General features: G+C 63.9%; 18 protein-coding genes. 7 read left to right on the forward strand and 11 right to left on the reverse strand.

Going from position 1 to position 19,349, the window contains the following annotated elements:
- Positions 1–51: 51 nt before the first annotated feature.
- The 10 genes from AC1DJB_RS15000 to AC1DJB_RS15045 form a co-directional block, all read right to left on the reverse strand.
- The gene (locus AC1DJB_RS15000; protein WP_059389407.1) at positions 52–1,134 is read right to left on the reverse strand and encodes a glycoside hydrolase family 130 protein; all 1,083 of its coding nucleotides are present in this window, start codon (positions 1,132–1,134) and stop codon (positions 52–54) included.
- A gap of 5 nt (positions 1,135–1,139) precedes the next feature.
- A complete protein-coding gene (locus AC1DJB_RS15005) occupies positions 1,140–1,895 on the reverse strand; it encodes a carbohydrate ABC transporter permease (protein WP_253257461.1) in 756 nt (251 codons plus the stop codon).
- Between the two features lie 229 nt (positions 1,896–2,124).
- Positions 2,125–3,087: a carbohydrate ABC transporter permease gene (locus tag AC1DJB_RS15010; protein ID WP_059389408.1), complete on the reverse strand. Its 963-nt coding sequence runs from the start codon at positions 3,085–3,087 to the stop codon at positions 2,125–2,127.
- Positions 3,088–3,100: 13 nt separating this feature from the next.
- A complete protein-coding gene (locus AC1DJB_RS15015) occupies positions 3,101–4,411 on the reverse strand; it encodes an extracellular solute-binding protein (RefSeq protein ID WP_059389409.1) in 1,311 nt (436 codons plus the stop codon).
- A gap of 108 nt (positions 4,412–4,519) precedes the next feature.
- Positions 4,520–5,545, reverse strand: coding sequence for a LacI family DNA-binding transcriptional regulator (locus AC1DJB_RS15020; protein ID WP_441433271.1), 1,026 nt, complete (start codon positions 5,543–5,545; stop codon positions 4,520–4,522).
- Positions 5,546–5,758: 213 nt separating this feature from the next.
- Positions 5,759–6,538 (reverse strand): type 1 glutamine amidotransferase domain-containing protein, encoded by a 780-nt coding sequence (locus AC1DJB_RS15025; RefSeq protein WP_441433272.1) that lies wholly within the window; start codon positions 6,536–6,538, stop codon positions 5,759–5,761.
- A gap of 151 nt (positions 6,539–6,689) precedes the next feature.
- Positions 6,690–7,169, reverse strand: a complete 480-nt coding sequence (locus AC1DJB_RS15030; RefSeq protein ID WP_307053914.1) for an RpiB/LacA/LacB family sugar-phosphate isomerase — start codon at positions 7,167–7,169, stop codon at positions 6,690–6,692.
- On the reverse strand, positions 7,166–8,896 hold the full coding sequence (locus AC1DJB_RS15035) for a dihydroxyacetone kinase family protein (protein ID WP_441433273.1): 1,731 nt from the start codon (positions 8,894–8,896) through the stop codon (positions 7,166–7,168). The genes AC1DJB_RS15030 and AC1DJB_RS15035 overlap by 4 nt, the downstream gene beginning before the upstream one ends.
- Positions 8,897–8,929: 33 nt before the next feature.
- Positions 8,930–9,706 carry an SDR family NAD(P)-dependent oxidoreductase gene (locus tag AC1DJB_RS15040; RefSeq protein ID WP_441433274.1) on the reverse strand — a complete coding sequence of 259 codons (777 nt, stop codon included), beginning with the start codon at positions 9,704–9,706 and terminating at the stop codon, positions 8,930–8,932.
- 29 nt (positions 9,707–9,735) lie between these two features.
- Complete coding sequence (locus AC1DJB_RS15045; protein ID WP_441433275.1) at positions 9,736–10,560, reverse strand: sugar phosphate isomerase/epimerase family protein; 825 nt, start codon at positions 10,558–10,560, stop codon at positions 9,736–9,738.
- A 193-nt stretch (positions 10,561–10,753) separates the two neighbouring features.
- On the opposite strand from AC1DJB_RS15045, the gene AC1DJB_RS15050 reads away from it, so the two are divergent.
- From AC1DJB_RS15050 to AC1DJB_RS15080, 7 genes are all read left to right on the forward strand, one after another.
- Positions 10,754–12,091 carry an MFS transporter gene (locus tag AC1DJB_RS15050; protein ID WP_059389415.1) on the forward strand — a complete coding sequence of 446 codons (1,338 nt, stop codon included), beginning with the start codon at positions 10,754–10,756 and terminating at the stop codon, positions 12,089–12,091.
- Positions 12,092–12,141: 50 nt separating this feature from the next.
- The gene (locus AC1DJB_RS15055) at positions 12,142–13,005 is read left to right on the forward strand and encodes a transketolase (RefSeq protein ID WP_441433276.1); all 864 of its coding nucleotides are present in this window, start codon (positions 12,142–12,144) and stop codon (positions 13,003–13,005) included.
- Positions 13,002–14,024: a transketolase family protein gene (locus AC1DJB_RS15060; protein WP_059389417.1), complete on the forward strand. Its 1,023-nt coding sequence runs from the start codon at positions 13,002–13,004 to the stop codon at positions 14,022–14,024. Before AC1DJB_RS15055 ends, AC1DJB_RS15060 begins: the two co-directional genes overlap by 4 nt.
- Before the next feature lie 124 nt (positions 14,025–14,148).
- Complete coding sequence (locus AC1DJB_RS15065) at positions 14,149–14,808, forward strand: GntR family transcriptional regulator (RefSeq protein ID WP_284989965.1); 660 nt, start codon at positions 14,149–14,151, stop codon at positions 14,806–14,808.
- 76 nt (positions 14,809–14,884) lie between these two features.
- Positions 14,885–15,091, forward strand: a complete 207-nt coding sequence (locus tag AC1DJB_RS15070) for an antitoxin MazE family protein (RefSeq protein WP_059389418.1) — start codon at positions 14,885–14,887, stop codon at positions 15,089–15,091.
- A complete protein-coding gene (locus AC1DJB_RS15075; RefSeq protein ID WP_284989914.1) occupies positions 15,088–15,414 on the forward strand; it encodes a type II toxin-antitoxin system PemK/MazF family toxin in 327 nt (108 codons plus the stop codon). Before AC1DJB_RS15070 ends, AC1DJB_RS15075 begins: the two co-directional genes overlap by 4 nt.
- Before the next feature lie 97 nt (positions 15,415–15,511).
- The gene (locus AC1DJB_RS15080; protein ID WP_284989916.1) at positions 15,512–16,912 is read left to right on the forward strand and encodes an MFS transporter; all 1,401 of its coding nucleotides are present in this window, start codon (positions 15,512–15,514) and stop codon (positions 16,910–16,912) included.
- A gap of 19 nt (positions 16,913–16,931) precedes the next feature.
- Here AC1DJB_RS15080 and AC1DJB_RS15085 read toward each other — a convergent pair whose 3' ends face one another.
- Positions 16,932–19,322 carry an ATP-binding cassette domain-containing protein gene (locus AC1DJB_RS15085; protein WP_441433277.1) on the reverse strand — a complete coding sequence of 797 codons (2,391 nt, stop codon included), beginning with the start codon at positions 19,320–19,322 and terminating at the stop codon, positions 16,932–16,934.
- Between the last annotated feature and the right edge of the window lie 27 nt (positions 19,323–19,349).

Here is a 19,349-nt window from a genome sequence, read left to right on the forward strand (position 1 = left end):
AACTCCTAGGGGGCATGGAAGAAGGGCTGGACTAATGAAGCGGTACTGCTTTTACGCGCGGTCCAGGCGTGCCACGCCGATCTTCGAATCAGCCATGCCATAGAAGACGAACAGTTGCTCGCCGATCTTCTCTATCGCCGTGGGGAAAACGACGTTGGGGACGATTCCCGAGATCTCGTCTTCCGTTTCCGGTGCCAGGAGCGGCTTGTCGCTGCGGGCGATGACGATCGAGGGATCGTCACTGTCGAGGATCATCGCAGCGGCTGTGTAGTTGACGTTCTGCTGGTGGTCGAAGGCGGACTTTTCCATCGATCCGGAAACACCGTGGTAGATCAGGAGCCAGCCCTCGTCGACCCGGATAGGTGCCGGTCCGCCGCCGATCTTGAGTTCTTCGAAAGGGAACTCACTCAGGGCCACGAGCTTGTGCTTGCGCATGTGGACGAGGTTGCGGATGTCCTTCTCGACGTCGGCAACTGCGACATAGGAAATCCAGATACCCGGGCGGTTGTCATCGAGGCCCGCGGGCAGGTGCTCGCCTTCGCCCTCGCGGATCCAGCCGAGGTCCCACATGGGGCGGTGCAGCAGGGCGTAGGAGGGAACGCCGTCGGGATCGTTGACCGGTTCCGGGAAGAACACGGCGTCCTTGTTCGCGAACAGGTTCAAGTCCATGGACAAGTCCGCCTGGTACTCGAAATGGCAGGGACCCAGGCGGTCCCAGGTGCGCAGGTCCTCGGAATGGGCGAAGGCCAGGCGGGGACCAAGCGGTCCGTAGGCAACATAGGTCATGAGGTGGCGGCCGAGGGACGGTACCCAGGTGATGCGGGGATCTTCCGTTCCCGCATTGTTGAGGCCCCGTTCCCACCCTTCGTCCGGTGCCAGGACAACGCCCTGGCGCTCGACGCCGGACGGCACGCCGTCGTCGCCGATGATCACTTTGGCGAGCCCGACGCGGGAGACGTTGCCCTTCGCCACGAGGCGCGGCAGGAGGTACAGCTCACCGTCGGGTCCGCGGCCGCTGGCCGGGTTGAGGACGCCTTCGGCTTCGAACTCGTTCCCGTCCTCCGGGGTCATGATGACGCCGGCGCGGGTGAGGGTGAACGGGACGGTGGGGAGTGCTGAAGTTGAGGAAGTCATAGAGCTTAGCCCTTTACGCTTGAACCGATATTGGTGGAAATGAATTGGCGCTGGAAGAAGATGAACAACGCGACGGCGGGCGCCGCGAGGACGCAGGCACCGGCAAGGATGGCGCCGAACGGGTTGGATGCCGTGGCGGCGATGTTCGAGATGTAGTTCGCCAGGGAGACGGCGAGGGGCTGAATGGCTTGGTCCTTGGTGACGAGGAACGGCCACAGGAACTCATTCCACGGACCGATGAAGGTCAGCAGGATTGCGGTGACAATGGCGGGCCGGACCAGGGGGATCGCGATCTGCCAAAGGATCCTCAGCTCGCTGGCTCCATCGATGCGGGCGGCCTCGAACAAGGTGGAGGGGAGTTGCATGAAGTACTGACGGAACACGAACACTGCGGTGGAATTGATCGCGAACGGCAGGATCATGCCCAGGTACGTGTCGGCGAGTCCGTAGTCCCGCACGATCATGACGTACAGCGGAATGAGCAGGAGCTGGAACGGGATCATCTGCACCAGCAGCATCATTCCGAAGACAACCCCCTTGCCGCGGAATTGCATCTGGGCGAGCGCGTAGCCCACAAGGAGCCCGAAGACCACCGTGAAGAAGATGACGCCACCGGTGAAGATACCCGAGTTGACCAGGCCTTTCAGCAGGTCGATCGAGTTGTTGATGTTGCTGTAGTTCTCGCCGGTGATGTTCGCCGGGCTAGGGAAAGCTCCGCCCACCGAAGTGTCCGGGGAAGTCTGCAGCGAGCCGATGAACATGTAGTAGAACGGGAACAGGAAGACGAAGGCTCCCAGGGCCAGCAGCAAGAAGCTGCCCACGCCGAGGTTCTTGCGCTTCGCCACGGAACTGCCTTTGCGGGAGGCCGTGGATACAGGTGCCTCAGCACTGGAACCGGCTTCGGACGTCGCTCCTTCGGAGGCGCCGGCACGTGGCCTGCGGGCGTCGTCGTCGTCGTTCCTGAGAGGCGCTTTATTGAAAATCGACACGTCAGTCCTCCTTCCCGCCAACGAGGCGTTTCTGGATCAAGGCGATCAGCAGCACGCCGATCACGAGCACCACACCGAGGGCTGCGGCCACATCGGGATTCCCCTGCAGGATTCCCTTCTGGTACATCAGGAACACGGGCGAGGTCGAGGCTCCGTCCGGTCCGCCTCCGCCGGTGAGCAGATAGGGCTCGGTAAACAGGTTGGCTCCGGTAATGGTGGCGAGCAGGGTCACCAGCACGCTGGCCGAGCGCACTCCCGGAACGGTGATGTTCCAGAACTGGACCCATTTGTTCCCGCCGTCCACCGAGGCGGATTCGTAGAGCTCGTCCGGGATGTTCTGTAGGGCCGCCAGGTACAGCAGGATGAAGAATCCCAATTGCTTCCACGTCACGTACAGGGCCACTGTTGGCATTGCCAGCCAGGAGTTCGTCAACCACGAGGGGTTCGGGGCCAGCGGGCCCAGAATGGCGTTGACCAGCCCGTCCTGCTGGAACAGGAACAGCCAGACTCCGACGACGGCGACGCTCGCCGTGACGTACGGGACGTAGTAGCTGACGCGGAAGAAGGTCTTGAGCCGCGTCACGCGGTTCAAGGCGTTGGCTAGGACCAAGGATAGCCCCACGGTCAGCGGCACGTTGATGATCAGGAAGATGCCGATGTTGGCGAAGGAACGTTGCACTTCGGGGTCGGACAGGACAGTGATGTAGTTGTCCAACCCCACGAAGGGACGGTCAACCTGGACGCCCGGAGCGGTGAAGAAGAACTGGTGGAAGGAGATGTAGACGGCATACCCGAGCGGGTAGGCCAGCACCGCAAGGACGAAGATGACGTAGGGGGCGCTGAACAGCAGTCCCAGTGGCTGGCGGCCCAGGAAGTTCTTGCGTTTCCTGGGCGCCGGCCGCTGGTCCACAGCCCGCCCCGCAGAGTCTCCCGTAGCGGGAACCCCAGCTGAGCGAAGTGACATGGGGATTCGCCTGCTACTTCTGGGCTGCCAGTTGGTTGATCTTGTCGGATGCACCCTTGAAGGCGTCATCGATGCTCTGGTTGCCAAAGATCACGGACTTGCTCCAGGCATCCCGGAAGGTCTGCCAGATCTGCACCGAGTTGGTCACGTTGGGAACTTCCACCGTGCGTGCGGCTTCGTCGGCGAAGGTCTTGTAGGCCGGGTTCTGGCTGAAGTAGTCCGCGTACGTGGTGGCCAAGTCCTTGCGCATCGGCATCTGGCCCGTTCCGGAGAGGAGCTTGCCGTCCTGTTCCTTGCTGGTGGCGAACTTCATGACCTCCCAGGCGGTTCCTTGGTTTTTGCACGAGGAGTACATGGCGATGTTCTTGGCGTCGGAGAAGGTGGAGCCGTCGGTCTGGGCTTGCGCACCCGGGACCGGGACCGTGCCCCAATTCACCTTGCCCTTGTAAGCGGCGACGGCCCAGGGGCCTGCGAGGGACATGCCGGCCTTGCCGTCGGCGAAGGAGTCACCCTTGTACGCTTCCTTGGATGCCAGGTTCTCCTTGTAGAGGGTCTGGAACATGGTGGCGACCTGCTTGCCTTGATCGCTGTTGAAGGTGGACTTGCCATCCTTGAGCAGGGTCGTCCCACCCGAATTGGCTGCATAGAACGGGTAGAAATCGAACCAGGGCTGGTAGAAGTCGCTCGTGGGCGAAGGCCACACGGCATTGGCGACGGCGCCGGACTTCACGAGGGTGCGGGCAGTGTCCAGGAACTCGGACTGCGTGGCAAGCTTGGGCTTTTCCGGGTCCAGGCCGGCCTTCGCGAAGACGTCCTTGTTGTAGAAGAGGACCACCGGGTTGGACTTCCACGGAAGCTGGTACGTCTTGCCGTCGGAGGACTTGTACTGGTTGGCGAGATCGCCGGTGCGGTCCTTGATGTACTGTGCGCCGTCCGGGAAGGAATCCAGCGGGACCAAGCCACCCTGCTTCTGGAACTGCGGAACAGCTACCGGGGCCGTGTTGAAGACCAGGCAGGGGGCGTTGCCGGCGGTAATTGCCGCCCCGATGACCTCTTCGGAGCTCTTGCCTGCCGGGATTTCCTGGGCATCGACTTGCTGGTCGGGGTGGGCGGCGTTCCAGGAGGCCACCATGTCCTTGCCCCACTTCACCTCGAACTCGTTGTTTGAGTACCAGATCTTGATGGGACCCTTGGCCGTGGTGGCGGAGTTCGCTCCAGAAGCCGTGCTGCTGGAGGCGCCTCCACCGCATGCGGCCAGGCCGGCTCCGATAACGGCAATAGCGGTAAGGGAGAGGACTCTCGAACTAATTTTTCCGTGCTTCATTGCAACTCCTTTTGCGGGTAAAAACTGAAAATGCGGTGGCGACATTGCCGTCAAACGGGAATGGCAAATAACCCCACCCAATTGCGGGTAGATCGGTATTAGTAAGGATTATTTATTCGGCATGCTGGGGACCGGCCCAGTGGATGCGCGGACTACCAGTTTTGGAGATGGCAGATAGACGTCTTCCGCAGGGGCTCCGCCGAGGAGGCTAAGCAGCTGCTGGGCGGCAACCCGCCCCCAGAGCAGCGGATCGGCGGGGACAGTCGTCAACGGAGGATTGAGGTACCTGGCGAGCTCGGTGTCGTCGTAGCCGGTGATGGATAGATCATCGGGAACCGCCAGTCCGAGGGACTGGGCGTAGGACTGTCCGGCGGTGGCCATCAGGTCGTTCGCGTAGATGATCGCAGTTGGCCGTTGGGCCGAGCGAAGCAATTCCGCGGTAGCCGCCAATCCGCCCGCTGCGGTGAAGTCCGCCTCGATGAAGGAACCGGCCCCGAGCCCGGCTTTCGCCATGGCGTTTTGCCACGCCAAGCGCCGGCTTCGGCCGTGGATGTAACTCTGCGGTCCGCCCACGTGGCCGATTTTGGTGTGTCCCAGGGAAACGAGGTGCTCGACGGCGGCCGCAATGCCTTCGGTATCGTCCATGCAGACAGCAGGGAACGGCGAGGGGGTTTCGGGCCGGTTAAGGGTGACGGCCGGAATCTTGAGGCTCGTCAACAAAGCGATCCGGGAGTCGTCAACCCTCATGTCCGTGAGGATGACGCCGTCCACGCGGCTGTCGGCAGCCAGCTTCCGATAGCCCAGTTTCTCGGCGTCGGCGCTTGCGGCCACCGTCAGGACCAGGACGTATTCGTGCTCGACCAAGGTGGTCTCGATCCCGGCGATGAATGCGGGGAAGAAGGGATCAGTTCCCAGAAGCCGGGGGTCCCTTGCCACCACGAGTCCGACGGCGAAGGCTTTGGCAGAAGACAGGCTCTTGGCTCGAAGATTCGGCTTCCACCCTAGTTCCCGGGCTACCCTGAGAATGCGCTCCCGGGTGTCATCACTGACGCCGGGCTGCCCATTCAACGCGTACGAGACGGCACCCTTGCTCACGCCGGCTGCCTGCGCAACGTCGTTGATGGTCACTGTCATGTTTGCCTCATTGCCACTTGGTGATTGGGGTCACTGAACCGGTTTTGTTATCTCTACTGAACCGGTTCAGGGAACTCTTGTCAAGGGCAAACGGGAAATTGATCGGTATGTGCGGGTCGTTTCCAGGCCGTCGACGACACTGGGGATCGCTCCGACGACCCTGGCGGCCGCCCCGTCGTCGGAGCGGCCGCCAGTGTCAAAACGCTGCCGGTGTTAGTGCTCTGTGCCTGCTGCGGCAGCTTTCTTGGCTTCTTTCTTGGCGTCCTTTTCTGCGCGCAAGGCTTCCGATTCCTGCTGTTCTTCGGCCTTTTCCTGATGGATGACCTCCGCGAGGAGTTTCTCCATCTCTTTCGCTACGCCCGCGGCGGAGGCAGGGTTCTGCCCGGTCACCAAGCGGTCGGAGACGACAACCTTCTCTGCGAAGACGTCGGCGAAGACGTGGATCGCACCCTGTTCCTTGAGCCGATCGGCCAAGAAGAACGGGATGACCTTGTCCATTCCTGCGGCAACTTCTTCGTCGTTGGTGAAGGCGGCCACCTCCCGGCCCCCGACGAGCCTGAAGCCGTCGGCCAGGTCCACGTTCACCAGGCCCGCGGGTCCGTGGCAGACCGCGCCCACCACACCGCCGGCGTCGTAGACGCTCGCCACAAGTTTCTGGAGTCCTTCGCTGTCCGGGAAGTCCCACATGGTGCCGTGGCCTCCCACGAGGAAGACTGCGTCGTACTGGCCCGGATCAACAACGTCCACGCGGGCAGTGTTGTAGAGGCCGGCCCGTGTGGCCTCGTCTTCCGTGAAGGCAACCTGGATGGGATCTTTCGAGTCCACCTGGTCGCGCGGGGGCTGACCGCCCTGGATGGATGCGAAGTCGACGAAGTGTCCGGAATCCTTGAAGACCTTCCAAGGATGTGCAGCCTCGGCCACGTTGTAGCCGGTCTTCTTTCCCGTATCGCCAAGCTCGGAAACGCTGGTTAGTACCATGAGGATTTTCTTCATGAAATGCTCCTATCGTCCACATTCCACCCTACGCCTAGCCCAAATTCAGGCCCACCCCGGCGCTGCAGGACCCAACTAGCTCGCAGTTGTTGTCGTTATGAGGGCTCAAAACGACAACAACTGTCAGTCAGTTGGGAGGGGGCAGGACGACTCAGCAGCCTTCGAAATCGGTGAGCACCTTGACCTTGTCCGCCGACGCCGACGTTGGGTCGAAGGCGTAGCCGAGCCATTCCCGTGCGAGCCTGCTGGCCAGTTCCACCCCGACGACGCGCTGGCCCATGGTGAGCACCTGGCAATCGTTGGACAGGATGGACCGCTCCACGGAGAAGGAATCGTGGGCCGTGGTGGCGCGGATGCCGTCCACTTTGTTCGCGGCGATGGCCACGCCGATTCCGGTACCACAGAACAGGATGGCACGGTCTGCATGGCCGTCTCGAATGAGTTCGCCGGCCTTGATCCCTACGTAGGGGTAGGGCGTGGTGAATTCTTCGGTGGAGTCGCTGCGGTTGACGCCGATGTCGATGATTTCGCTGACCCGCGGATCGTCCCGCAAGTCCGCCATAATCCGGTCTTTGTAGTCCACGCCTGCTTCGTCGGCGCCCAGGATGAGTCGGAAACGTTTCGTGGTCATGCCGTGACCTTCCCGGCACTCACAACATGCGGGCCCATGACGGTGAAGATCATCGCCAGTGACGTGGCTCCGGGGTCTGCTGTGCCCAGGCTTTTCTCGGCGAGCGGCCGGGCCCGTCCTTTGAGGGGACGGAGCGCGGCCGTAGCTTGCGCAGCCGAGGTGGCCGCCGAGGCAGCTTCAGCCCAGGCACGCTCCGGAAGGACACCCTCGGAGACGCGCTCGCTGAAGGTTTCGGCGAAGGGGAGCAGGGCATCCACCATGGTCTTGTCGCCTATCTCGGCCTTGCCCAGTTCGGTGATCCGCGCGGCGAACGCTGTCACGGCTGCGGCGAGTCCAGCCGGTTCCGGCGCCTCGTCGTTGCCAAGGGATTCGCCGAAGGCGCGGAGGCCTGCGCCCCACAGAACGCCCGAGGTTCCCCCCGCTTTGTCCGCCCAGGCATCGCCTGCGGCACCCAACATATCGCCGGCTCCCGCGCCACCGGCCAACGCAGCAACCGCTGCCGCGGTTGCGGCGTCAATTCCGCGTACCATTCCGCGGCCGTGGTCGCCGTCGCCCGCTACCGCGTCCATGTCGCCGAGGCGCGATTCGGCGTCGTGCAGTGCTTTCCGCGCCGCCTCGAGCGCGTCCGCGCAGCTCGCGGCGTAGTTGCGCGAGTCCGGGGTGGCCGCGAAAGCGATAGCCTCAGCGCCGCCGTCGTACGCCTCCTCCGAAAGCAAACCGCCAGCAAGGGTGGCGTTGCCGCGCCGGTAAGCCGGTGTTTCAGCGGGTGCTGTCCACAGCGGTTCGAGTTCTTCGTCGAGCCACGTGATGGTGAGGGAGACGCCGGACATGTCCAGGCTCGTGACCAGTTCGCCGACCTCCGGCATGACCAAGGTGTAGCCGGCTGAACGCAGCAACGGGGCCACGGTCAGCCACAGGACGAAGAGTTCTTCGTGCTTGGTGGAGCCAAGTCCGTTGAGGATGACGGCGAGGCGGTTGCCCGCTCCGTGCGGGGTTTCCGCCAGCAGCCGAGCGACGAGTTCCTGGCCGAGTTCCTTGGCCGGCGGGAGCTCGGTGTCGAACAATCCGGGCTCGCCGTGGATGCCCAGGCCAAGTCCCATCTGCTTGTCGTTCAGCGTGAACAGGGGCGCTTCGGCGCCGGGGAAGGTGCAGCCATGGAAGGCGCTGCCGATGGTGCGGGTCAGGTCATTGGCTTTGCGGCCCAAGCGCACGACGTCGGCCAGTCCGGCTCCCGCTTCGGCGGCGGCGCCCATGATCTTGAAGACCGTGAAGTCGCCCGCGATGCCGCGGCGTTTCGCGGATTCCGACGGCGGTGCGCTCGCGATGTCGTCCGTCACCAGCACGTTTTCCACGGCAATGCCTTCTGCAGCCAAGCGCTCGCTGGCCATGCCGAAGTTCAGGACGTCCCCGGCATAGTTGCCGTACGTGAACACCACGCCGGCCCCGGAATCCGCAGCCTTGGCCACGGAATAGGCCTGTTGGGCGGAAGGCGAGGTGAAGATGTTGCCCACGACGGCGCCGTCGGCCAGTCCCGCGCCGATGAGTCCGGCGAATGCCGGGTAGTGCCCGGACCCGCCGCCGGCCAGGACGGCCACCTTGGGCTGCTCGGGACGACGGCGGCGCACTGCGCCGCCGGGAACCTGGCGCACCAGGCCGGAGTGGAGGTCGCAGAAGCCGGCGAGGGCTTCGTCTGCGAAATCGGCGGGATCATTGAAGATTTTGGTCATCGTGGGCTCTTTCGGCTACGGATGCGGGGGCTGCTAGTGGATGTGGCTTCCACCGTTGATGTCGATGGTGGTGCCTGTGAGGTAGGCGGATTCCTCGGAAGAGAGGAACGTGATGACGGCCGCGATTTCCTCGGTGGTGGCGTTGCGGCCCAGGGGAATCCCGGCGTTGATGGCGGCTTCCTGCTCGTCGGTGCTGCCGACGCGGATGTTCGTGTCCACGGCGCCCGGAGTAATGGCGTTCACGGTCACGCCGGTGGCGCCGATTTCGCGTGCCAAGGCCTTGGTGAAGCCGAGGATGGCGGCTTTTGCGGCGGAGTACGGGACCTTGCCGAAGACGCCGCCCCCGCGCTGGGCGGAGACGGAGGACATGTTCACGATGCGGCCCCAGCCGTTGGCGATCATGTCCGGCAGGAAGGCCTTGGTCACCAAATAGGTGCCGGTGGCGTTGACGTCCATGATCTTGTGCCACAGTTCCAGCGTGGTTTCGAGGAACGGTACAGGCGAGGTGATGCCCGCGATGTTGGCGAGGGCGCCGACGGCGGGGAGGTTGCCTGCGCCGATCTCGGCGGCGACTGCGTTATACGCCGCGGTGACGGAAGCCTCGTTGGCGACGTCGATCTCGTAACCGAACGCGGGGACGTTGAACTGGTTGCCGATTTCCGCCGCGACCTTGGCGGACTTCTCGCCGTCGAGGTCCAGGATCACGACGGCCCAGCCGTCATTGGCGTAGCGGCGTGCGGTGGTGATGCCGATTCCCCGGTCCGAGGTTGCCCCGGTGAGGACTGCGGTGCGCTGGATGGTGGTGGTCATGATGCTCCTTGAATTTGTTGGTGTGAAAGTCAGATGAGGTCTGTGATGAAGCTGGCGGCTTTGGCGGCCGCTGCCGGACGCTCGTCGTGGGTGACGTCGCGGGTTTCGAGCTCGAGCGAGAAATGGCCGCTGTAACCGGTGGCTGCGAGCGAGCTGAGTCCGGCGGCGAAGTCCGCCTGGCCGTTTCCGATGCTCAGGTTGATGTTGCCCGGAACGGCGTCCCGCAAGTGGACATGGGCTATCCGGCCCCGATGGCGTTCGATGTACTCCAGCGGATCTTCGCCCGCGGCGACAATGTGGCTGAAGTCCATGACAATCCCGACGCCGGAGCCCGCCAGCCGCGTGGCGAGCTGTTCTGCGCGGTCCAGGTTCCAGCAGAACCGGAGGAAGTGCAGCGATTCTGTCCAGAGTTCGACGCCGAACTCCGCCGCGCGCTGTCCGGCACCGACGAGTTGGGCTGCGATGGTGTCCAGGTCCTCGTCGAGGCCGCGGACGGGATCGTGGGACAACGCTCCGCACGGGAGGACCAAGGCCTTCGCCCCGGTGTTGGCCGTAAGGGTGAGGAGTGCGTCGAGGTGACTTTCGCGGGCGGCGCGCTGGCCGGCGTCGAGCGCTGCGTTGAGGTCTCCTATATCGCCGTTGACCGAACGGACCCGCAACCCTGAGGCGACGACCTCCGCGGTCACGGCCGAGACGGCGTCGGAATCAAGCTCATAGGGAACGTGATCGCAGACGCCCGGCAGCGCGCCGAGGTCGATTTCCTCAAAGCCCAAACCGCCGATGGTGCGCAGGGCGGCGGGCAGATCCTGGTGCCGGAAGCTGATGGACGAGCAACCGAGTCGGGAGTTGAACATCTTCGTTTCCTCCAGTCGTGCCCGAAGGCAGTAGTGATGGGAACCACAGTAGCTAAGTTAACTGTTAACAGTCAACCCTTGAAGTTGACTGTTGACAGAAATGGATGATGCAGGTCACACTGGCGTATCATGTGTTAACAGTCGACAGTGCTGAAGCGCCTAGCCTCAGTCGCTCTTCGAAAGGGATTCACCAATGAGCAAAGAAGCTCTGACCATGCGCGGTCCGGTCCACGGCACCAAGGACGCCAGGCGCGTCGCCATCGGCTCCGGAGTGGGCGCGGTTATCGAAACCTATGACTTCATCGGATTCGGCACCGCGGCTGCCCTGTACTTCGGAACGGCGTTCTTCCCCACGGGCGATCCCGTGACCGGCACCCTCGCCGCTTTCGCGACCCTCGGCGTCGGCTTCGCGGCCCGTCCCATCGGCGGCATCATCGGCGGCCACCTGGGCGACAAGCTGGGTCGCAAGCCGGTCCTCGTGGCTTCCCTCATCCTGATGGGGGTGGCCACCTTCCTGATCGGCCTGCTTCCCACCTACACCCAAGTGGGCCTGTTGGCTCCGGCACTGCTGGTGTTCGTCCGCATCGTCCAAGGCCTGGCCTTCGGAGCCGAATGGGGCGGAGCCATTCTGATGAGCTATGAGCACGCGCCCTGGAAGAAGAAGGGAAAGTACACCGGCATCGTCCAGGCCGGATTCCCAGTGGGCCTGCTGCTGGCAAACCTGGTCTTCCTTGTCAGCGTCCAGCTCGGCGGCGAACTCGCCTGGCGCATCCCGTTCCTCGCCAGCATCGTCTTGGTTGTCGTTGGCTTGATCATCCGCTCCAAGGTCCCGGAATCTCCCGTCTTCGACGAGGTCAAGGACAGCGGCGCAATCGTGAAGTCGCCCATCGTGGAGGTCCTGAAGACCGACTGGCGCAACATCGTCAAGGGCATCGGCCTCCGGATCGCCGAGACCGCGGGCTACGCCGTCTCCATCACGTACATGATTTCCTACCTGAACAGCCAGCATTTGGCCGATAAAACCCAGACCCTGGTGGCTCTCTGCATCGCTTCGGCCATCGGCATCTTCGCAACCCAGGCCTGGGCGCGGCTCACGGACAGGATCGGACGGCGCCCCGTCTACATCTGGTCCTGCGCCTTCGCCGTGCTGTTTGCCATCCCGATGTTCCTGCTGGTCAACACCGGTTTGTTCATCTTCATCATTGCCACGATCGCCGTCTCCTACGGCGTCTGCCAGAACTCCCTCGCCGGCGCCCAGGGCGCCTGGTTCCCCGAGTTGTTCCAAGCGAAGACCCGTGCCTCCGGCGCTTCACTGGCCTACCAGATCTCGGCCACGATCTCCGGCTTCACCCCCTTCATCACCACCCTGCTCTTCGTCGCCATGGGCTGGATGGGCCCGGCCGTGCTCTTCGGCCTGTACGCCGCGATCGGCCTCTGGGCTGCATTGGCTACCCGCGAAACCTGGGGCAAGAAGGAACGCCAGTTGGCCGATGAGGCCACCAAAAGCACTCCCCAGTCGGTGAATGTCTAATGACGGTGGCGCAGGAACAAAAAACGGCCGGACGAATCGGAGAAACCGCGATGGAACGCATCGAACGCGTGCGCGCTGCCGCAACCCGGATCCGGCACCACGCCCTCAACATGGGCGAAGTCCAGGGGCAGGGCTACGTCGGACAGGCACTCGGAGCGGCGGACATGCTCGCCGCAGTCTACGCGGACCAGCTCCGCTACCGGGCCAATGATCCCGAGTGGGAGGGCCGGGACCGTTTCCTCCTTTCCACCGGCCATTACGCAATCGGCCACTATGCAGCCCTGGCGGAGGCCGGAATCATTCCCGTCGAGGAGCTCGAAAGCTACGGCTCGGACGATTCCCGCCTCCCCATGTCCGGGATGTCGACATACACGCCGGGCATGGAAATCTCGGGAGGGTCGCTTGGCCACGGGCTCTCCATCGCTGTCGGAATTGCCCTTGGCCTCCGGCACCGCGCTCCATCGGGAGAGGGCTCCAGCGCGAGGGTGTACAACTTCCTCTCCGACGGTGAGCTTGATGAAGGGTCCACGTGGGAAGCCGCCATGGGCGCGCACCACCACCAGCTGGGGAATCTCACCGCCATGGTGGACATCAACGCCCTCCAGGCGGATGGCAAGACGGACACCGTCCTCCGGACCGAACCCGTGACGGAGAAGTGGGAAGCCTTCGGTTGGTACGCGCAGCGGGTGGACGGGAACGACGTCGGTGCGTTGCTGGCTGCGTTCGACAACGCGGCTAGCCAGGCCGCCGCCGTCGGGCGTCCTTCCGTCATCCTGTGTGACACGAAGGTGGGCCGCGGCGTGCCGCTGCTCGAAGAACGCGAAAAGGCGCACTTCATGCGCATCGAAGAACACGAATGGCAGCTCTGCCGCAAGCAATTGACCGCAGGATCCAACGGGAAGGCCGGCCGATGAGCACCGTCACCGCTTCGAAAGGCGCAGCTTTGAAAGGCGCAGCACCCAAGCTGAAAACGTCGGCCATGATCGCGTCCTTCGCCGACCCGGGCCAGAAGACTTCGTCGGCGCCTTTCGGCCACGCGTTGGTGAAGGCCGCCGAGGCCGACCCGCGAATCGTCGGACTCACCGCCGACCTCGGCAAATACACGGACATGCATATCTTTGCGAAGGCGTTCCCGGAGCGGTTTTTCCAGATGGGCATGGCCGAGCAGTTGCTCTTCGGTGCGGCGGCAGGCTTGGCCGAGACAGGTTTGATTCCGTTTGCCTCAACCTATTCTGTGTTCGCCGCGCGCCGGGCCTACGATTTCCTCTGCCTCGACATCGCCGAGCCGAACCTGAACGTGAACATCGTGGGCGGGCTCCCGGGCCTGACCACGGGCTACGGCCCCAGTCACCAGGCCACCGAGGACATGGCGATCTTCCGAGGAATGCCGAATCTGACCATCGTCGATCCGTGCGATTCCGTGGACATCGAACAGGCCGTGCCGCAGCTGGCAGCCAGCGACGGGCCTACGTACCTGCGCCTCCTCCGCGGCAACGTCCCCACCGTGCTGGACGAGTACGACTACACGTTCGAACTCGGCAAGGCGAAGGTGCTGCGCGGCGGAAACGACGTCGTGTTCGTCTCGAGCGGGCTCATGACCATGCGTGCGCTGCAGGCAGCGGAGGCGCTCGCCGCACACAAGGTGGATGTCGCCGTCGTGCACGCGCCCACCATCAAGCCGTTCGACGCCGCCACCGTCCTGGCGGAACTGAACACCGATCGCCTGGCGGTCACGCTGGAGAACCACAGCGTGGTGGGCGGCTTGTTCGAAACCGTGGCATCGGCCGTGGTCACGGCCGGGCTGGGTAAGCGCGTGGTTCCCGTGGCTCTACCGGACGAGTTCCTTGACGCCGGTGCGCTGCCTACCCTGCACGAGCGTTACGGATTGTCCGTGCAACGGATCGTGGCAAAGGTCCTCGCGGAACTGGGCTGACCCGGTTCATCAAAGGACGCAGGAGCGCGGAGCAGGCGTGGGCCGGTTCCGCGCTCCTGACGTAAGATCAACAGTTAACACACCGACTGTAAACAGTCGACCACTGACATTGAGGACGGACATGATGGCCGGAGCAACAGCACCCCTCCTGGGACTGGAAAAGAAGAGCCTCCGCGAGCAGGCGCTCTCTGCCCTGCGCACCGCCATCACGAGCGGCGAGCTGGCGCCCGGCCGGCACTTGGTGGAGACCGAGCTGTCGGACATGCTCCAGATCAGCCGCGGAACGCTCCGGGAAGCCCTGCGTCAACTCGAGCAGGAGGGTCTGCTGTCTGCAGGACCCCGCGGCCGGCTTTCCGTCCGGCACCTCGATGCCAAGGAAATCCGCGATATCTACTCCGTGCGGGCGGCCCTCGAGTCCCTTGCGGCGCGCACGCTCTGCGAGCTGCCGGACCGCCAACAGGTGATCACTTCGCTGCGTACCGCCATCGATGCCATGGCGGCCGCCGCCAAGGGAAGCCTCGAGGAACGGATCGAGTCCGATCTGGAATTCCACCGCACCATGTGCCGCCTCACGGGCAACGAGACCCTGCTCCATTCCTGGGAATCGCTGGAGGGATCCATCCGGATGTCCATCATGTTCGCCGGCCTTGAAAAGGGCGTCAAAAACATGAGCGTCGAGCGTCACCACGACATTGTGGCCGCCATCGAGACCGGCGACGTATCCCTGGCCCGCAAAACCATCCTTGAGCACATGGACAGCGCTGCCGCGGAGCTGGTGGCTTAGCGCTCGACGACGGCACATCGAGTGAGGGCATCTCTGAACCTGTCGCCACAGCGGTGTTACATGTAACATGGATTCCATGGCAGTTCGAGATCGGGTCAGCGAGTACCGTAAGCGGATGCGCGAACACGGCTTCCGCCCAATCCAGGTGTGGGTACCGGACGTTCGGGCCGACGGTTTCGACGCCGAAGCACACCGGCAGGCCGCTGCCGCAGCAGCTGCTGATCGCCAGTCCGATGACCAGGAGTTTATCGAGGCTGTGTCAGCGCCTTGGGACGAAGAGTGAACCGTGGCGAACTCTGGACCGTGGCTGGCGGTGTCTACGCCTCCAAGCCGCGGCCAGCGCTTGTGATCCAGGATGACCGATTCGACGTCACCGATTCCGTCACGGTTCTTCCTCTGACAACAAACCTCATCGACGCACCCCTCCTTCGGGTCAGTGTCTCAGCCTCAGAGCTGTCCGGCTTGCGGCAGGAAAGCCACGTGATGATCGACAAGTTGACGACGGTCCGGCGTTCCAACGTGCAAAGCCGCGTCGGCCGTTTGACATCCGCACAGCTCGTAGAGATTGAAAGAGCTTTGCTGGTGTTCCTTGGACTTGCCGGTTAGCGCATCGCCGGGTGGCGGCACCTCCGTTGGGGGTCACTGCCAGTACCCCTCAAGACAGAGACTCCCTGATGTTCTCAACACGCTGTTTCCTTAAATCATGACTCGTCCCGAAACCACGTTGCCGGCTCCGGTTCCTCCCTCGTCCATGGCCGATGCGCCCCGCGCACGGCTCACGCTCATGATTGCGTCGCTGGGATTTTTCCTGATCACCCTCGACATCCTGATCGTCAACGTCGCGCTCACCAGCATCGGCAAGGAACTCGGGGGCGGAACAGCCAGCCTGCAATGGGTCATCGACGGCTACACGCTGATGTTCGCTTCGCTACTGCTGTTCGCGGGTAACCTGTCGGACCGGATCGGCGCGAAAAGAGCGCTGGGATGGGGCATCGCACTGTTCCTGGTGGCGTCGGTCGCGTGCGCCCTCGCGCCGACGTCGGGGATCCTCATCGCTGCCCGCTTCCTCCAAGGAGGTGCGGCATCGATCATGCTGCCGGCGTCGATGGCGCTGATTCGGCAGGCCTTTCCCGATCCCCGCCGTCGCGCACATGCGCTGGGGATCTGGGCAGTCGGCGGGGCCGTGGCTGGAGCAGTGGGACCCCTTGTCGGCGGGCTCCTCACCACCCTGGACTGGCGGCTCGTATTCGGCATCAACCTTCCCGTGTGCATCGCGATGCTGGTGCTCCTGGCTTCCGTTGCCACGTCGCCCCGACGGCCGACTCCGTTCGACTGGGCCGGGCAGGCTGCGGCGATCGTTGCCCTGACCACGTTGATGTATGGCCTCATCACGGGAGGGACCGAGGGGTTCGGCACGGTGCCCGTCATCGGGAGCCTGGTACTGGCAGCCGTAAGCCTCACGGCCTTCCTCTTGATTCAGGCGCGCGGCCGGCACCCGATGATGCCGCTTGAACTGTTTCGCTCCACCGGCATGAGAATCTCGCTCTCGGTGGGCTTCGCGTTCATGGTGGGCCACTTCGGCACGGTGTTTGTCGTCAGCCTTTTCCTCCAGCAGCACCTCGGGCTGACGCCACTTCAGGCCGGTTTCACGTTCCTTCCGTCCGCGGCGTTCAGCATCGTCGGCAACATCGTCAGCGGAACCCTCTCGAACCGGTTCGGGACGCGGGTGCCGGTGGTTGTCGGATTGACGTCCATGGTGGTGGGACTCACCGCGATGCTTCTCACCGCACCGTTGGGATCGCCGCTACTCGTCGGTGCCTTCCTGATTTTCACGGGTTCCGGCGGATCGATCGCGATGCCGCAGGTCACCGCCGTCGTGCTCGCGAGCGTGCCGAGCGAAAAGGCGGGCACGGCCAGCGCAGTCTTCAATACTTTCCGCCAAGTGGGCGGCGCCGTCGCCATCGCAGTCTTCGGCGCCCTCATCGCCGATCGCAGCAACTTCGTCCACGGGATGCAGACCAGCTTCATCATCGCGGCGTCGCTGCTCCTCCTTACCGCGTTCGCCAGCCTCTTCCTCCATTCACCGGGCGCCGCCAAAAGCTAGGGAGCGCCCTCCCGCGAGCTCACCGGCCGATGTAGGCCGCCAAATGCTCGCCGGTAAGGGTGGATCGCCCTGCGATGAGGTCGGCGGGGGTGCCCTCGAAAACGATCTGTCCGCCGTCGTGACCGGCGCCGGGGCCAAGGTCGATAATCCAGTCGGCATGCGCCATGACCGCCTGGTGGTGCTCGATGACGATGACCGACTTCCCGGAGTCGACAAGCCGGTCCAGCAAGCCGAGCAGCTGTTCGACGTCGGCCAGGTGCAGGCCCGAGGTGGGCTCGTCGAGAACCAGCACGCCGCCCTTTTCGCCCATGTGGGTGGCCAGCTTGATCCGCTGCCGCTCGCCGCCGGAAAGGGTGGTGAGCGGCTGGCCGAGGCTGAGGTATCCGAGTCCGACGTCGGCCAGCCGCTGCAGGATTGCGTGCGCTGCGGGGATCCTGGATTCGCCCGCGGAGAAGAACTCCTCGGCCTCTTTCACTGACATCGCCAACACCTCGGCGATGTTGCGGCCGCCGAGGCGGAATTCGAGCACCGACGCCTGGAACCTCTTGCCTTCGCATTCCTCGCACGGAGTGGAGACCGTGTCCATGAACCCGAGATCCGTGTAGATGACGCCCGCGCCGTTGCAGGTGGGGCATGCGCCCTCGGAGTTGGCACTGAACAGCGCAGGCTTCACGCCATTGGCCTTCGCGAACGCCTTCCGGATGGGCTCGAGCAGACCGGTGTACGTCGCGGGGTTGCTCCGCCGCGAACCCTTGATCGCCCCCTGGTCAATCGAAACGACGCCGTCCCGCTTGGACAACGAGCCGTGGATCAGCGAGCTCTTGCCGGATCCGGCGACGCCCGTGACGACAACCAGGACCCCGAGCGGAATGTCGATGTCGACGTCGCGCAGGTTGTTCTCGCTCGCGCCACGGATCTCCAGTGCGCCGGCGGATGCCCGCACCGTCTTCTTGAGGGTTGAGCGGTCCTCGAGGTGGCGCCCGGTCAGGGTGCCGCTGGAACGCAGCCCTTCGAGGGTGCCTTCAAAGACCACTTCGCCACCGGCGGTGCCCGCGCCGGGACCGAGGTCGACGACGTGGTCGGCGATCGCGATCGCCTCCGGTTTGTGTTCCACGACGAGTACGGTGTTGCCCTTGTCCCGCAGTTGCAGCAGCAGTTTGTTCATGCGCTGGATGTCGTGCGGGTGCAAGCCGATGGTGGGCTCGTCGAAGACGTAGGTGACATCGGTGAGCGAGGAGCCCAGGTGCCGGATCATCTTCGTGCGCTGTGCCTCACCGCCGGACAGCGTTCCGGCCGGCCGGTCGAGCGAGAGATAGCCGAGCCCGATCTCCGCGAAGGAGTCGAGGAGGTGCCGCAGTCCCTTGAGGAGTGGTGCCACGGAGGGTTCGTCGAGGCCGCGCACCCATTCGGCAAGGTCGCTGATCTGCATCGAGCAGGCGTCCGCGATGCTGATTCCCTTGATCTTGGACGAACGGGCCGCCTCGGTGAGCCGGGTTCCGTTGCAATCGGGACAGATCGTGAAGGTGATGGCCCGCTCCACGAAGGCGCGGATGTGTGGCTGCATTCCCTCCGGATCCTTGGAGAGCATGGACTTCTGGATCTTGGGAATCAGGCCCTCGTAGGTCAGGTTGATTCCCTCGACCTTGATCTTGGTGGGCTCCTTGTGGAGCAGGTCGTGGAGTTCCTTCTTGGTGTACTTGCTGATCGGCTTGTCCATGTCGAAAAAACCGGAGCCGCTGAAGATGCGCCCGAACCAGCCATCCATGCTGTAGCCGGGGATGGTGAGCGCGCCCCCGCTAAGTGACTTGCCGGCGTCGTACAGTTCGGTGAGGTCGAAGTCGGTGACCGAGCCCCGTCCTTCGCAACGCGGGCACATGCCGCCGGTGATGCTGAAACTCCGCCGCTCCTTCGTGGTGGTACCGCCGCGCTCGACAGTGACCGCGCCCGCGCCCGAGATCGAAGCGACGTTGAACGAGAACGCCTGGGGCGATCCGATGTGCGGCTGGCCGAGCCGGCTGAAGAGCATGCGCAGCATGGTGTTCGCATCCGTGGCGGTACCCACGGTGGAGCGGGGGTTCGCGCCCATCCGCTCCTGGTCGACGATGATCGCCGTCGTGAGCCCCTCGAGCAGGTCCACATCCGGCCGCGCCATGGTCGGCATGAACCCTTGCACGAAGGTGCTGTACGTCTCGTTGATCATGCGCTGCGACTCCGCGGCGATCGTGGCGAACACGAGGGAGCTCTTGCCCGAACCGGAGACGCCCGTGAACACCGTCAACCGACGCTTCGGCAGCTCGATGCTGATGTCCTTGAGGTTGTTTTCCCGTGCGCCCTGTACGCGAATCAGATCGTGGGTGTCGGCAGTATGAAGCTCAGGCGACTGGGTGTCCGTGCTCGTGGCCGTGCTCATCGTGTCTCCATCTTTTACGCGGGGTCG

It is taken from the genome of Arthrobacter sp. 01T428 (assembly GCF_056398685.1).

Bases quoted from the DNA above. Each gene is read 5' to 3' on its own strand.
- AC1DJB_RS15065 (WP_284989965.1), top strand. From the start codon at position 14,149: ATGGCCGGAGCAACAGCACCCCTCCTGGGACTGGAAAAGAAGAGCCTC.
- AC1DJB_RS15060 (WP_059389417.1), top strand. From the start codon at position 13,002: ATGAGCACCGTCACCGCTTCGAAAGGCGCAGCTTTGAAAGGCGCAGCA.
- AC1DJB_RS15085 (WP_441433277.1), bottom strand. From the start codon at position 19,322: ATGAGCACGGCCACGAGCACGGACACCCAGTCGCCTGAGCTTCATACT.
- AC1DJB_RS15055 (WP_441433276.1), top strand. From the start codon at position 12,142: ATGGAACGCATCGAACGCGTGCGCGCTGCCGCAACCCGGATCCGGCAC.
- AC1DJB_RS15045 (WP_441433275.1), bottom strand. From the start codon at position 10,560: ATGTTCAACTCCCGACTCGGTTGCTCGTCCATCAGCTTCCGGCACCAG.
- AC1DJB_RS15005 (WP_253257461.1), bottom strand. From the start codon at position 1,895: ATGTTCATCGGCTCGCTGCAGACTTCCCCGGACACTTCGGTGGGCGGA.
- AC1DJB_RS15030 (WP_307053914.1), bottom strand. From the start codon at position 7,169: ATGACCACGAAACGTTTCCGACTCATCCTGGGCGCCGACGAAGCAGGC.
- AC1DJB_RS15025 (WP_441433272.1), bottom strand. From the start codon at position 6,538: ATGAAGAAAATCCTCATGGTACTAACCAGCGTTTCCGAGCTTGGCGAT.
- AC1DJB_RS15040 (WP_441433274.1), bottom strand. From the start codon at position 9,706: ATGACCACCACCATCCAGCGCACCGCAGTCCTCACCGGGGCAACCTCG.
- AC1DJB_RS15015 (WP_059389409.1), bottom strand. From the start codon at position 4,411: ATGAAGCACGGAAAAATTAGTTCGAGAGTCCTCTCCCTTACCGCTATT.
- AC1DJB_RS15050 (WP_059389415.1), top strand. From the start codon at position 10,754: ATGAGCAAAGAAGCTCTGACCATGCGCGGTCCGGTCCACGGCACCAAG.
- AC1DJB_RS15020 (WP_441433271.1), bottom strand. From the start codon at position 5,545: ATGACAGTGACCATCAACGACGTTGCGCAGGCAGCCGGCGTGAGCAAG.
- AC1DJB_RS15070 (WP_059389418.1), top strand. From the start codon at position 14,885: ATGGCAGTTCGAGATCGGGTCAGCGAGTACCGTAAGCGGATGCGCGAA.
- AC1DJB_RS15000 (WP_059389407.1), bottom strand. From the start codon at position 1,134: ATGACTTCCTCAACTTCAGCACTCCCCACCGTCCCGTTCACCCTCACC.
- AC1DJB_RS15080 (WP_284989916.1), top strand. From the start codon at position 15,512: ATGACTCGTCCCGAAACCACGTTGCCGGCTCCGGTTCCTCCCTCGTCC.
- AC1DJB_RS15010 (WP_059389408.1), bottom strand. From the start codon at position 3,087: ATGTCACTTCGCTCAGCTGGGGTTCCCGCTACGGGAGACTCTGCGGGG.
- AC1DJB_RS15035 (WP_441433273.1), bottom strand. From the start codon at position 8,896: ATGACCAAAATCTTCAATGATCCCGCCGATTTCGCAGACGAAGCCCTC.